The organism is Intrasporangium sp. (assembly GCF_040414665.1).
Taxonomy (GTDB): domain Bacteria; phylum Actinomycetota; class Actinomycetes; order Actinomycetales; family Dermatophilaceae; genus Intrasporangium.
In genome coordinates this window covers 18,048-30,601 of record NZ_JBEDUL010000155.1, presented here as the reverse complement: position 1 = coordinate 30,601, position 12,554 = coordinate 18,048, and the positions used below count along the sequence as shown (strand labels likewise).

General features: G+C 70.7%; 12 protein-coding genes. 10 read left to right on the top strand and 2 right to left on the bottom strand.

What is annotated here, in order from left to right; all coding sequences use genetic code 11:
• The coding region (locus ABF401_RS16705) for a 2-oxoacid:ferredoxin oxidoreductase subunit beta (RefSeq protein WP_502908273.1) at positions 1–784 on the bottom strand (784 nt) is incomplete at its 3' end.
• A gap of 17 nt (positions 785–801) precedes the next feature.
• Entirely contained in the window at positions 802–2,718 is a 1,917-nt protein-coding gene (locus tag ABF401_RS16700) for a 2-oxoacid:acceptor oxidoreductase subunit alpha (protein WP_353510706.1), read from the bottom strand.
• A gap of 379 nt (positions 2,719–3,097) precedes the next feature.
• On the opposite strand from ABF401_RS16700, the gene ABF401_RS16695 reads away from it, so the two are divergent.
• The 10 genes from ABF401_RS16695 to ABF401_RS16650 all read left to right on the top strand — a co-directional run bounded on the left by ABF401_RS16695 (position 3,098) and on the right by ABF401_RS16650 (position 12,422).
• A complete protein-coding gene (locus tag ABF401_RS16695) occupies positions 3,098–3,457 on the top strand; it encodes an NADH-quinone oxidoreductase subunit A (protein WP_353510705.1) in 360 nt (119 codons plus the stop codon).
• 13 nt (positions 3,458–3,470) lie between these two features.
• On the top strand, positions 3,471–4,112 hold the full coding sequence (locus ABF401_RS16690; RefSeq protein WP_353510704.1) for an NADH-quinone oxidoreductase subunit B: 642 nt from the start codon (positions 3,471–3,473) through the stop codon (positions 4,110–4,112).
• Positions 4,099–4,638 carry an NADH-quinone oxidoreductase subunit C gene (locus ABF401_RS16685; protein WP_353510703.1) on the top strand — a complete coding sequence of 180 codons (540 nt, stop codon included), beginning with the start codon at positions 4,099–4,101 and terminating at the stop codon, positions 4,636–4,638. The genes ABF401_RS16690 and ABF401_RS16685 overlap by 14 nt, the downstream gene beginning before the upstream one ends.
• The gene (locus ABF401_RS16680) at positions 4,635–5,603 is read left to right on the top strand and encodes a complex I subunit 1/NuoH family protein (RefSeq protein ID WP_353510702.1); all 969 of its coding nucleotides are present in this window, start codon (positions 4,635–4,637) and stop codon (positions 5,601–5,603) included. Before ABF401_RS16685 ends, ABF401_RS16680 begins: the two co-directional genes overlap by 4 nt.
• Before the next feature lie 122 nt (positions 5,604–5,725).
• A complete protein-coding gene (locus ABF401_RS16675; protein ID WP_353510701.1) occupies positions 5,726–6,454 on the top strand; it encodes a NuoI/complex I 23 kDa subunit family protein in 729 nt (242 codons plus the stop codon).
• Positions 6,451–6,969 carry an NADH-quinone oxidoreductase subunit J family protein gene (locus tag ABF401_RS16670; protein WP_353510700.1) on the top strand — a complete coding sequence of 173 codons (519 nt, stop codon included), beginning with the start codon at positions 6,451–6,453 and terminating at the stop codon, positions 6,967–6,969. The genes ABF401_RS16675 and ABF401_RS16670 overlap by 4 nt, the downstream gene beginning before the upstream one ends.
• A complete protein-coding gene (gene nuoK, locus ABF401_RS16665; protein ID WP_353510699.1) occupies positions 6,966–7,415 on the top strand; it encodes an NADH-quinone oxidoreductase subunit NuoK in 450 nt (149 codons plus the stop codon). The genes ABF401_RS16670 and nuoK overlap by 4 nt, the downstream gene beginning before the upstream one ends.
• Positions 7,412–9,319, top strand: a complete 1,908-nt coding sequence (locus ABF401_RS16660; protein ID WP_353510698.1) for an NADH-quinone oxidoreductase subunit 5 family protein — start codon at positions 7,412–7,414, stop codon at positions 9,317–9,319. Before nuoK ends, ABF401_RS16660 begins: the two co-directional genes overlap by 4 nt.
• The gene (locus ABF401_RS16655) at positions 9,310–10,827 is read left to right on the top strand and encodes a complex I subunit 4 family protein (protein ID WP_353510697.1); all 1,518 of its coding nucleotides are present in this window, start codon (positions 9,310–9,312) and stop codon (positions 10,825–10,827) included. Before ABF401_RS16660 ends, ABF401_RS16655 begins: the two co-directional genes overlap by 10 nt.
• The gene (locus tag ABF401_RS16650; protein ID WP_353510696.1) at positions 10,824–12,422 is read left to right on the top strand and encodes an NADH-quinone oxidoreductase subunit N; all 1,599 of its coding nucleotides are present in this window, start codon (positions 10,824–10,826) and stop codon (positions 12,420–12,422) included. Before ABF401_RS16655 ends, ABF401_RS16650 begins: the two co-directional genes overlap by 4 nt.
• Positions 12,423–12,554 lie beyond the last annotated feature (132 nt).

Sequence of the window (12,554 nt, the reverse complement as noted above, 5' to 3'; positions counted from 1 at the left end):
CGTTCGCACCGAAGCGGATCGGCTCGCCGTGCTTCAGCTCGATGAGCATGTCGGCGCGCACCTCCTTCGCGGTGATGCCCTCGAACGCGCCGTCGTTGAAGACGTTGCAGTTCTGGTACACCTCGACGAACGCGCTCCCCTCGTGCTCGTGGGCACGGCGGAACGCCTCCATCATCCCCTTGCGGTCCATGTCGTGGGTGCGGGCCACGAAGGTGGCCTCGGCGGCGAGCGCGACCGAGATCGGGTTGAACGGCGTGTCGAGCGAACCGAACGGCGTCGACTTCGTGACCTTGCCGACCTCACTGGTCGGCGAGTACTGCCCCTTGGTCAGACCGTAGATCTGGTTGTTGAACAACAGGATCGTGAGGTTCACGTTGCGCCGCAGCGCGTGGATCAGATGGTTGCCGCCGATCGACAGCGCGTCGCCGTCGCCGGTCACGACCCACACCGACAGGTCCTCGCGGGTGGCCGCGAGCCCGGTGGCGATTGCGGGGGCGCGGCCGTGGATCGAGTGCATACCGTAGGTGTCCAGGTAGTACGGGAACCGGGAGGAGCAGCCGATCCCGGAGACGAACACCATGTTCTCCCGCTTCAGGCCCAGCTCCGGCAGGAACCCCTGGACCGCGGCGAGGATCGCATAGTCACCGCAGCCCGGGCACCAGCGGACCTCCTGGTCGGAGGTGAAGTCCTTCTTGTTCAGTGCTTCTCCCTCGCCGAGCGCGGGCACGTCCGCGATACCGGTGCGCCGGCCGCCGTCGACCGGGGACACGGGGTGGGTCGGCATGCCAAGGTCGGTGGTGCTCACTTGGCCATCTCCTTCAAGCTCTCGGGCACACTCTCCGGCACGGGGCTCGCGGCCTGCGCCGCATCGCTGATGACCTCGGCGATCTCGCTGGCCTGGAACGGCAGCCCCCGCACCGCGGTGTGCGACTGGACGTCGACGAGGAACCTGGCCCGCAGCAGCATCGCCAGCTGGCCGAGGTTCATCTCCGGCACGATGACCCGGTGGTAGCGGCGCAGGACCTCACCGGTGTTGGCGGGGAACGGGTTGAGGTGGCGCAGGTGGGCCTGGGCCACCCTGACCCCGGTCGCCCGGGCCAGGCGCACCCCCGCGGCCACCGGGCCGTAGGTCGAGCCCCAGCCCAGGACGAGGACGTCCGCGTCTCCGCTCGGGTCGTCGACCGCCAAGGGGGCGATGGTGTCGGCGATGCCGTCGATCTTTGCCTGGCGCAGCCGGACCATCGTGTCGTGGTTGTCCGGGTCGTACGAGATGTTGCCGGTGACGTCGGCCTTCTCGATCCCACCGATCCGGTGCTCCAGACCCGGCGTTCCGGGGATCGCCCACGGCCGGGCCAGCGTCTCCGGGTCCCGCCGGTACGGGTGGAACACCGGGGCCCCGTCGGCGCCCACGTCGTTCGGCTCGGTCGCGAACTCGACGGCCAGGTCGGGCAGCTCACTCGTCCGCGGCAGCCGCCACGGCTCGGACCCGTTGGCCAGGTACCCGTCCGACAGCACGATGACCGGGGTGCGGTAGGTCGTCGCGATCCGCACCGCCTCCACCGCGATGTCGAAGCAGTCCGCCGGGGTCGCCGGCGCCACCACGGCCACCGGGGACTCGCCGTTGCGCCCGAACAGCGCCTGGAGCAGGTCGGCCTGCTCCGTCTTGGTCGGCAACCCGGTCGACGGGCCGCCGCGCTGGATGTCGCAGACCACGAGCGGCAGCTCCAGCGACACCGCCAGCCCGATCGTCTCGGCCTTGAGCGCCAGCCCCGGCCCGGACGTCGTGGTCACCCCCAGCGCGCCCCCGAACGACGCGCCGAGCGCCGCCCCGACCCCGGCGATCTCGTCCTCGGCCTGCATCGTGGCCACCCCGTACCGCTTCAGCCCCGCCAGAGTGTGCAGGATGTCGCTGGCCGGGGTGATCGGGTACGACCCGAGGAACAGCGGCAGCCGCGCCCGGTGCGCCGCGGCGACCAGCCCCAGCGAGAGCGCCACGTTCCCGGTCACGTTGCGGTACGACCCGGAGCGCATCGGCGCCGGCGACACCTCGTAGGACACCGCGAAGTCCTCGGTCGTCTCCCCGTAGTGGTACCCCGCGTGCAGCGCGGCCAGGTTCGCCTCGAGGATGTCGGGCTTGCCGCCGAACTTGCTCTTGAGGAACGCCTCGGTGCCCTCCATCGGCCGCGTGTACAGCCAGGACAGCAGGCCCAGGGCGAACATGTTCTTCGCCCGCTCCTTCTCCTTGCGGGTCAGCTCCGCGAACGGCGCCAGCGCCTCGACGGTGATCGAGGTCAGCCCCACCGCGTGCACGTGGTAGCTCTCCAGCGTGCCGTCCTCGAGTGGGTTGCTCGCGTACCCGACCTTGGCGAGGTTGCGCTTGGTGAACTCGTCCGTGTTGACGATGATCGTGCCGCCACGCGGCAGGTCCCGCAGGTTCGCCTTCAACGCGGCCGGGTTCATCGCCACCAGCACGTCCGGCCGGTCTCCCGGCGTCAACACGTCGTGGTCGGCGAAGTGCAGCTGGAAGCTCGACACCCCCGGCAGCGTCCCCTGCGGCGCACGGATCTCCGCCGGGAAGTTCGGCAGGGTGGACAGGTCGTTGCCCAGCAATGCCGTCTGCGAGGTGAAACGGTCGCCGGTCAACTGCATGCCGTCGCCGGAGTCCCCGGCGAATCGGATGACCACGCGATCGAGCTTCTGGACCAGTTTGGTGCTCATGCTCTGCGACGTCCTCAGCGTTTCCTAGACATTGGCCCAAGTCTTTCCCGAGGGGGCCATTACCCATGCTAGTTCGCGCAATGTTCAGGTTTGTGCAGGTTGCCACTTGCTGGACATGTCGGCGCGCGCGTGGTGCGTCCCCAGACGGTTCCGTATGCCGCTGGGCTCGCTCCGAGCCGCACGCTGAGTGAGTGCCATCCCCCTCCGTCGAGTGTGCACTTCGCGCCGCGCGCTCTTCGTCGAGTGGGCACTTCGCGCCGATGCTTGCCCTCCCCGACGCGGCATCTTCTGCACACTCGAGGTGAGCCGGCGAGCGGGCTGGGCAGGTGCGGGGTGGACTGGACACCACTGCGGTTCCGGCATCGCTAGGCTGGCCGCCATGTCCGGGTATGTCGCCGTCGCGGCCGTCCTCGTGGCGGGCCTGCTCCTCGTGACGGCCGCCATGGTGGTCCGGCGCCTGCTCGCCCCGCACGCCCCGCATGTGGCCAAGCTGACCACGTACGAGTCCGGCGTGGACCCGGTCGGCGAGGGCTGGGCACAGACGAAGGTCCGCTACTTCGTGTACGCCTTCCTCTACGTCGTCTTCGCCGTCGACGCGGTCTACCTCTTCCCCTGGGCGCACGTGCTGCGATCGGCCGACATCGGCGCGGCCAGCCTGGTCGAGATGGGCGTCTTCATCGGCGTCATCGTCCTTGGCCTGGCGCACGCCGCACGCCGTGGTCTGCTCAGGTGGGTGTGATGGAGTGGGTGCGATGAGCGATCCGGTTGGTCTGCCGATGCCTACGGTCCGTCCCGTCGAGGGTCGGGTGGGCGTGCTCGCCGAGCACGCCCCGAAGCCGATCAAGGTCGTGCTCAACTGGGGCCGGCGCTACTCACTGTGGGTCTTCAACTTCGGGCTCGCTTGTTGCGCCATCGAGTTCATCGCGACGTCCATGGGTCGGCACGACTTCATCCGCCTCGGCGTCATCCCGTTCGCGCCCGGTCCCCGGCAGGCGGACCTGATGGTCGTCTCCGGGACGGTGACGGACAAGATGGCCCCGGCGATCCGGCGCCTCTACGACCAGATGCCCGAGCCGAAGTACGTCATCTCGTTCGGCGCCTGCTCCAACTCTGGCGGCCCCTACTGGGACTCGTACTCCGTCACCAAGGGCGTCGACACCGTCATCCCCGTCGACGTCTACGTGCCCGGCTGCCCCCCGCGCCCCGAGGCCCTGCTCCACGGCATCATCCGGCTGCAGGAGCAGATCGCCAAGGAGCGCCTGTCCGGCGCCAAGCTCCGCGGCCGCTACGCGGGGACCCGGTTGGCCACCGCAGGGGATGTGAGCCGTCCGATCGTGACCAAGCCCAGCGGCATACGGACCGAGGGTGAAGGGGCGACCCGTGAAGGTCACTGACGTGCGGGAGGTTCCCTTCGGGGAGTGGTCCTCGACCGTGCTCGCGCTCCGCGACGAGGGCTACTCCTACTTCGACTGGCTCACTGCCGTCGACCAGACGGACGCCGTGCAGTCGGAGGGCGAGGACGCGGTGCCTGGCTTCGACGTCGTCTGCCACCTCCTCCGCGTCGCTGAGCCGGGCCACCTGGAGTCCGTGCTCGTGCGGACCCGGGCCCCCGAGGGGTTGCCGGTGCCGTCGATCACCGGCGTCTTCCGCGGGGCGGCTTGGCACGAGCGGGAGACCCACGAGATGTTCGGCATCGACTTCGACGGCTTCGACGACGGGACCGGTCTCGGGCTGCGGCCCCTGCTGCTGCCGGACGGGTTCGAGGGCACGCCGCTGCGCAAGTCATTCGTCCTGACAGCGCGCGCCTCGAAGCCGTGGCCCGGCGCGAAGGAGCCCGGCGAGGGCCACGGCGAGGGGTCACCAGGACGTCGACGGGTGCAGGCTCCGGGCGTGCCGGGGCCGGAGTGGGGTCCCCGATGAGCGAGGGCTGGACCATCCTCGAGGTCGTGCTGCGCGCCGTTGCGGTGCTCGCGGCCTTCCTCGTGCTGCCCCTGCTCGTCGGTCAGACCGAGCACAAGGTCATGGCGCACATGCAGGGCCGGCTCGGGCCGATGTATGCCGGTGGCTTCCATGGGTGGGCGCAGCTCGTCGCCGATGGGGTGAAGTTCGTCCAGAAGGAGGACATCACCCCCGCACGCGCCGACCGGGGGGTCTACCGGCTCGCTCCCTTCGTCGCGCTCCTTCCCTACCTCGTCGCCCTGGCCGTGATTCCCCTGTCGCCGACGGTGGTCGGTGCCGACGTGCCGGGCAGCGCGCTCCTCGTCCTCGCCGCGACGGGCGTCGGCATCATCGGGCTCCTCATGGGCGGGTGGGCCTCGGCGAGCAAGTACTCACTCCTTGGTGCAATGCGCGCGGGCGCCCAGCTGCTCAGCTATGAGCTGCCGATGGTGCTCGCCGTGGCGTCCGTCGCGCTGGCGGCCGGGACCCTGTCGCTCGTCGGCATCGCCGAGGCCTGGACGCCCTGGTGGCTGCTCTGGCAGGCGCCGGGCGCGTTCGTGTTCTTCGTGGCGGCGGTCGCAGAGCTGCAGCGCCCGCCCTTCGACATGCCGATCGCCGACTCCGAGCTCGTCTTCGGCGTCTTCACCGAGTACACCGGCCTGCGCTTCGCCTTCTTCCTGCTCGCCGAGTACGCCGGGATCGTCGTCTTCTCCCTCCTCTTCGCGGTGGTCTGGCTCGGCGGCTGGTCAGGACCGGTGGAGGACTGGCTCGGCTGGCTGTGGACCCTGCTCAAGGGGTTCGTCGTCGCCGTGGTCATCATCTGGCTGCGGGTGTCCTGGCCGCGGCTGCGCGAGGACCAGCTCCAGCGGCTCGCCTGGGTCTGGCTCGTCCCGATCGCGTTGCTGCAGCTCGCGATCACGGCTGCGGGGGTGGTGATGATGCGATGACCGAACCGACGCGAAGTGCACACTCGACGGACGCGGACGCGGATGCGACGCGAACTGCGCACTCGACGGACGCGGATGCGACGCGAAGTGCACACTCGAGTGAGGGTGGGGAGGCACGTGCCGTGCCAACCCCGACGTCGAGCGTGCAGAACGGGACCCAGCCCGACCGCAAGGGCGGCCGGCACGCGAGCAAGCCCAGCGGCATACTGCCGGGTCTCGTCAAGGGTCTCGCGGCGACGGCGCGCACGATGACCCGCCAGACGCACACCGCGGAGTACCCCGACGTCGCGCCCAAGCTGCCACCGCGGTCGCGCGGCGTCATCGCGCTCACCGAGGAGAACTGCACCTCCTGCATGCTCTGCGCGCGCGAGTGCCCGGACTGGTGCATCTACATCGATTCCCACAAGGAGGAGATCCCTCCGACCACGCCGGGCGGGCGGGCCCGCCAGCGCAACGTCCTGGACCGCTTCGCGATCGACTTCTCGTTGTGCATGTACTGCGGGATCTGCGTCGAGGTGTGCCCGTTCGACGCGCTGTGGTGGAGCCCGGAGTTCGAGTACGCCGAGCTCGACATCCGCGACCTGCTGCACGAGAAGGACCGGTTGGGCGCCTGGATGGCAACGGTCCCCCCTCCTGCCGCGCTCGACCCCGGCAGCGCCGACCCGGCCGAGCTCGTCGCGTCGTCGCGCCCGCCCCGGCCCGCACGGGGCGCCCTCGGGGAGGGCGGACCGGCCGCGGCGCGGGTGCGTCGGACGGGGAGCGGCGTCACTCCCGGGGCGAACGGTGGCGGAGCAAGCGGCGCCGCCGAAGGCCTCAGGACCACGCCGATCCCCGGGGACGGTGACGCGTGACCTCTCGCGAGATCGCCTTCGTCGTCGTCGGCGTCATCACCGCGCTCTCCGCGCTGCTGTCCGTCACCACGAAGCACGTCGTCCACGCCGCACTCTGGCTGCTCGTCTCGCTCGGTTCCCTCGCCGGGGCCTATGTCGTGCTCGGCCAGGAGCTCGTCGGGCTCGTCCAGCTCCTCGTCTATGTCGGGGCGATCGTCGTGCTCGTCCTCTTCGCCCTCATGCTGACGCGTGCACCGATCGGGCCGCATCCGGAGATCGACACGGCGCCCTGGCAGCGCACGCTGGCGAGTGCCCTCGGCGGTGCGACCGCGGCACTGCTCGCGTCGGTGCTCCTGCCCTTCTTCGCCTCCGCCGACGTGGCCGCCGACGTGCCCGGGACGCCGCAGATCGGGGAGGCCATCTTCGGCACGTGGGTGTGGCCCTTCGAGCTGCTCTCGGTGCTGCTGCTCGTCGCCCTCATCACCGCGTTCGCGGTGTCACGCATCGTCCTCCAGCGCGAGGGGGAGGTGCGATGAGCCTCGTCTACCCCGCCGCACTCGCTGCGCTGCTCGCGGGGATCGGCGTCTACGGAGTCCTGGCCCGGCGCAATGCCGTGCTCGTCCTCATCGGCGTCGAGCTCATCCTCAACGCCGCGAACCTGCTTCTCGTGACGGCCGGCTCGCGTTCGGGAGTGCCGTTCGCGGCCGGGCCGGTGCTGGCCCTCTTCGTCATCACGATCGCGGCGGCCGAGGTCGTCGTCGCGCTCGCCATCATCCTCGTCATGTTCCGCCGGTTCGGGCACATCGACCTCACGGCGACGCCTGACCTCACCGATGATCCCGAGCCGACCGACGGCGACGACGCGGGCGAGGCGATTGAGGCGAGCGAGGCGCGCGAGGCCGGAGCGCTCGACGCGAAGTCGCGGGACACCGCTGATGAGGCGCCGGAGCGAGACCGTCAGGTGCCGGAGGGAGTCTCGTGACCTGGGTCGTCCGCCTCATCGTCCTGGTCCCCGCTGTCGCGGGCCTGCTCGGCCTGTTCGTCCTGCGGCGGCGGATCATCGCCTCGGGGATCGCGGTCGGGGCGGCCGCCGTCGTCACCGTCCTCGGCCTGCTCCAGTGGATTGCGCCCGTGCGGGCGACCGACATCGACTCGTTGGGCGGCCTCCCGCTCGTCAACCTCAGCGTCCCGCTGCACCTGCTCTCCGACCGTCTGTCCGGACTCGTCAGCTTCGTCGTCGCCCTCGTCGTGCTCGCGATCCAGGTCTTCACGGTCTGGTACCTGCGCGACGACAAGCGCTATGGCCAGTTCGTCGCGACGGTGTCCCTCTTCGCGGCCGGAATGCTCCTCGTCGTGCAGGCCTCAGACCTCGTTCTCATCCTCGTGGGGTGGGAGATCATGGGCTGGTGCTCCTGGCTGCTCATCGGGCACGACAGCGAGCGTTACGCCGCGCGCCGGGCGGCCTACAAGGCCTTCGTCGTGACGCGCGTCGCGGACATCGGCATGGTCGTCGGCCTGATCACCCTGGCCGTGCGAGCCGGCAGCACCGACCTGCTCGACGTGCTCACCGCCCCGGGGTCGGACGCGCTGCTCACCGTCGGACTGGTCGGCGTGATCCTGGGCGTGGCCGGCAAGTCGGGCCTCTTCCCCTTCCATGACTGGCTGCCCGACGCCATGGAGGGCCCGACCCCGGCATCGGCCCTCATCCACGCGGCGACCATGGTCGCGGCCGGTACCTACGTCATCGCCCGCCTGTTCTCCCTCTATGCCGTCGACGACGGGGCACGGCTCCTTCTCGCGGTGCTCGCTGCCGTCACGATGGTGTATGCCGCTGGGCTCGCTCTGCTTCAGAGCGACGTCAAGCGCCTGCTGGCCTACTCCACGCTGAGCCAGGTGGCCATCATGCTCAGTGCGCTCGCCGCCGCCCCGGCGGAGGTCGGCCCGGTCCCGGGCGTCTCCCACCTCATCGGCCACGCCTTCTTCAAGGCGCTCCTCTTCCTCGGCGTCGGCTGGCTCGCCGTCCTCGTCGGGGGGACCGCGCTTGCCCGGATGCGCGGTCGCCTGCGGCTGCGAGGAGCGCTGCGCTGGTCGATGGCCATCGGGCTGGCCGCTCTCGCCGGCGTGCCACCGCTCATCGGCTTCTTCACCAAGGAGACCGTCATCGACACCGCCCTCGAAGGCGTTGCTGAGCACGTCGGACCGGGGGCCTGGCTGGTCCTCGTCGCGCTGCTGATCACCGTCTTCCTGACGGCGGCCTACTGCACGCGAGCGTGGCTGCTCCTCGACGGGCCCTTCGACCCGTCCGGGAAGGCGGCCGCGTTGACCCCTGCGCACCTGACCGGGCCTGTCGCCGAGGCGCGAGCCGTCTCCGGCCCCGAAGCGCCCGAGCCCCACGCCGGACCCCCGGGCCATGCGCCGATCACTCTGTCGGCCGCCGTGGCGGTCGCGGGCCTGGCCGTGTTGTCGGTGCTCGGCACGCTCTTCCTCACCACGATCGATGGTGCGCTTCACCTCGGCTGGCTCACGACCGTCCTGTCGCTCCTGCTCATCACCGGTGCCGCATTCGAGGTCTGGGTCCTGAGCCGCGGTGTGCACGAGGACGTCGCCGATCGGGTGCCCGCAGGGGTCCGGGCGGGAGCCGAGCGCGGCTTCGGGGCCGACGCCGTGTACGCCCGAGTTGGAATGGCGGTGACCGCTGTGGCGCGGGTTGTCGTCATGCTGGACCGTGACGTCGTCGACGCGTACCCGCGGGCGACTGTGGTGGCCGCTCGTGGACTGGGTCGACTCGGTGAGCGGACCCACCGCGCGATCCCCTCGCTTGCCCTCGTCGGGCTCGTCGTCGGGGTCGGCATGGTCGTGGCGCTGGGGGTGGCGGCATGGTTGTGACGCTGCTCCTCCTCGTACCGCTGCTCTCCGCCACTGTCCTGCTGGCAATGCCGACGGGCACCGACGCCAAGGGCGCCGAACGGTGGATCGGCATCGGTGCGCTCATCGCCGCGGTCGTCACAGCAGGGCTGGCCGTGGTCGTCGTGGCAGGACGTCTGAGTGTCGATGTGCCGTGGATCCGCAGTCTCGGGATCCGTTGGCACTTCGCCGTGGACGGCATCTCGGCGGCTCTCGTCCTGTTCACGGGCCTCCTCGTCGTGGCCGTCGTGCTCCATGCGCTGGCGGCGCCGACCCCGCAGGGCGGCTCGCGCTCCACCTACTTCGGCTGCATCCTCCTCGTCGAGGCCGGGGCCCTGGCGACATTCCTCGCACGTGACGCCCTGCTCTTCTTCATCGCCTTCGAGGTCGTCCTCGTGCCCATGTGGCTGCTCATCCGGCGGTTCGGTGACGAGCACGTCCGCGACACGGCACGCGCCGACGCGTCGGGCCGGTTCATCCTCTTCACCGCCTTCGGGTCGACGCTGATGCTCATCGGCATCCTGTTCCTCGTCGCGCACCAGGGCACGTCCGACCTGACGGTCCTCGGAGAGCTGCACGGCAAGGGACTCTCGCGCAGTCTCGAGATCGCGATCGCCGCGATCCTGCTCACCGGGCTCGCCGTCAAGGTGCCGCTCTGGCCGCTGCACACCTGGCTCCCGTCGGCGCACACCATCGCGCCGACGGCCGGGTCGGTGCTGCTCGCCGCGATCCTGCTCAAGATGGGCACCTACGGCATCGTCCGCCTCGCTGTGGCCGCGGTCCCAGACGGCGTGGCGGCGCTGAGCCCCGTGCTCGCCATCCTCGGCGCGGTCGGGACGATCTGGGGAGGCTTGGCCTGCCTCGTGGAGCGAGACCTCAAGCGGCTCATCGCCTACAGCTCCGTGGCCCACATGGGGTTCATCGCGATCGCCATCGCCTCGGGGAGCCACACCGGGCTCCAGGCGGCACTCTTCGCCAACATCGCGCACGGGATCGTGGCGGCCCTGCTCTTCTTCCTCGTCGGGGACCTCAAGGAGCAGTGGGGCTCGGCCGACCTCACCGTCCCGCGCGTGGCGCTCCGCGACCGCGCTCCGCGCTTCGGCATCGCGTTCGTCTTCGGTCTCGCGGCCGTCCTGGGCCTGCCCGGTCTGGTCAGCTTCTGGGGCGAGTTCCTCGCGCTCTACGCCGCGTGGTCGCCGGCCCAGGGAGTCAACATCGGGGTGCTGCGTGCGACCGTGGTCGTGGGCGCCTTCGGTCTGGCCCTCGCCGCCGCATACGCCCTTCGCGTCGCCCGGATCCTCTGGGCAGGGGAGGGCGCGCCCGAGACCGACGCCGTGGCCAGGGACGTCATCGCGGATGAGCGAGGCATCCGGTGGGGTGTCGTCGTCAGCTTCATCGCGGTCATGCTCGCCCTCGGCGTGGTGCCGCACTTGCTCCTGAACATCTCCGACCTCGACGCGGCGGCCCTCCTGTCGGGAGTGACGCGATGACCGGCCTCGCCATCGACTACGGCACGCTGCTGCCGGCGCTCATCCCGATGGGGGGAGCCGTCCTCGTCCTCATCGCCGACCTCGTCCGGCCCAGCCTGCGGCAGCTGCCTTACGTCATCGCGGTGCTCGCTGTCCTCGGAGCGTCGGCAGCCACGATCCCCGGTCTGGCCCAGGCCCCGGGTGACGCGCAGGCGACGCTGTGCGTCCAGCCAGTGGGCGAGGCCGTCGGCTCCGGGACCCTGCAGCCCGGGGTCGAGGGATTGCCCCAGAGCTGCTTCTGGCAGGCCGACTCGCTGACGAGCTCGCTCCAGTTCGGGGCCGGGCTCGCTGCTCTCGTCGTCGTCCTCCTTGCCTGGCCGCGCGCGCGAGCCCGGGTCGCCGCCGACGGCACCCGGGAGCCGATCGAGGCGATCCTGTTCCTCGTCTCGTTCGCGGGGACCGTCGTCGTGGCAGCGAGCCGGGACCTCGGCACGTGGCTCATCGCGCTCGAGGTCGCCACGCTGCCGGTGATCGGGCTCGTCGCCCTCAGGGGCGGGCGGGGCGCCGTCGGTGGCGCCGTCCAGCTGCTCGTCACCTCGCTCGTGTCCTTCGCGATGCTCGTGCTGGGCGCGGCGCTCTGGCTCGTCGCGACGGGCACCCCGATGCTCGACGCCAACGCGGCCCTGCTCGGCCAGGGCTACCAGGTCGAGGCCTCCGGGGCCGCGTCCGTGGCCTTGCCGGACACCTCGACCGCGATCCTCGGCCTCGCCGTCGTCCTCATCATCGCGGGGCTCGGCTTCAAGCTGTCGCTGGTGCCGTTCCATGCCTGGACCCCGACGGCGTACTCCGGCGCCACGGTCCCCGTCGCCACCTTCCTGGCAACCGTGTCGAAGATCGGCGCGCTCGCCGCGCTGCTGGTCGTGCTGCGAGCGGTCAGCGTCCTCGGTGCCTCCGCCCTGGGTGCGATCGCGTTGCTCGCCGCGCTCAGCATGACCGTCGGCAACATCATGGCGCTGAGACAGAACGACGTGGTGCGGCTGCTCGCCTGGTCGACTGTCGCCCAAGCGGGTTGGGTCGTGCTGCCACTGGTCAGCGTCTCCGCACTGGGGAACCGCGCCTCCGGGATCTACCTGCTCACCTATGTCGCTGCGACCGCAGTCGCCTTCGCCGTCGTTGCGCTGACGGTGCGCGAGCGGTCGGGATCGGGCCGATCCCTCGAGTCCTACGAGGGCCTGTGGCGCCGCAGCCCGTGGCGTGCCGGAGCCCTCGGGCTGGCCCTGATGTCCTTGGCCGGCCTCCCACCGGGCATCATCGGTCTCGTGGGCAAGATCGTCGCCCTTCGCCCCATTGTCGTCGAAGGATGGATCTGGCTCGCTGTCATCGCGGCCGCCAACGCAGTCCTCGGCGTCGCCGTGTACCTGCGGTGGTTGCGGCCGATCGTGACGACCCCCGAAGTCGTCGGTGCCCCAGAGCCGATCGAGACCACCGGCGCGGGGCTGCGCACCCGCCCGGGACCGGGCAACCGCCGCGTCATCATTGCGGGGCTGGTCGTCAGCTCGGCCCTCCTGGCGGTGGTCAGTGTGCAACCCGACGTCCTGCTCCGGCTCTTCGGCTGACCCGTCCCCAGCGGGGGCCATCGCCCGTGGGGGTGGTGGGTCGGCGACCTTGGCCGGGGGCTGAGCCGAGTTCGTTCGAGGTATTGAACGGCTTTGGGGTTCAATCGAATTCGGTGGTGGATAACCTCCTCA

What these genes read in the sequence shown, in the direction of transcription:
- ABF401_RS16700 (WP_353510706.1), bottom strand. Translation starts at nt 2,718, where the DNA reads ATGAGCACCAAACTGGTCCAGAAGCTCGATCGCGTGGTCATCCGATTC.
- ABF401_RS16695 (WP_353510705.1), top strand. Translation starts at nt 3,098, where the DNA reads ATGTCCGGGTATGTCGCCGTCGCGGCCGTCCTCGTGGCGGGCCTGCTC.
- ABF401_RS16690 (WP_353510704.1), top strand. Translation starts at nt 3,471, where the DNA reads ATGAGCGATCCGGTTGGTCTGCCGATGCCTACGGTCCGTCCCGTCGAG.
- ABF401_RS16680 (WP_353510702.1), top strand. Translation starts at nt 4,635, where the DNA reads ATGAGCGAGGGCTGGACCATCCTCGAGGTCGTGCTGCGCGCCGTTGCG.
- nuoK (WP_353510699.1), top strand. Translation starts at nt 6,966, where the DNA reads ATGAGCCTCGTCTACCCCGCCGCACTCGCTGCGCTGCTCGCGGGGATC.
- ABF401_RS16655 (WP_353510697.1), top strand. Translation starts at nt 9,310, where the DNA reads ATGGTTGTGACGCTGCTCCTCCTCGTACCGCTGCTCTCCGCCACTGTC.
- ABF401_RS16650 (WP_353510696.1), top strand. Translation starts at nt 10,824, where the DNA reads ATGACCGGCCTCGCCATCGACTACGGCACGCTGCTGCCGGCGCTCATC.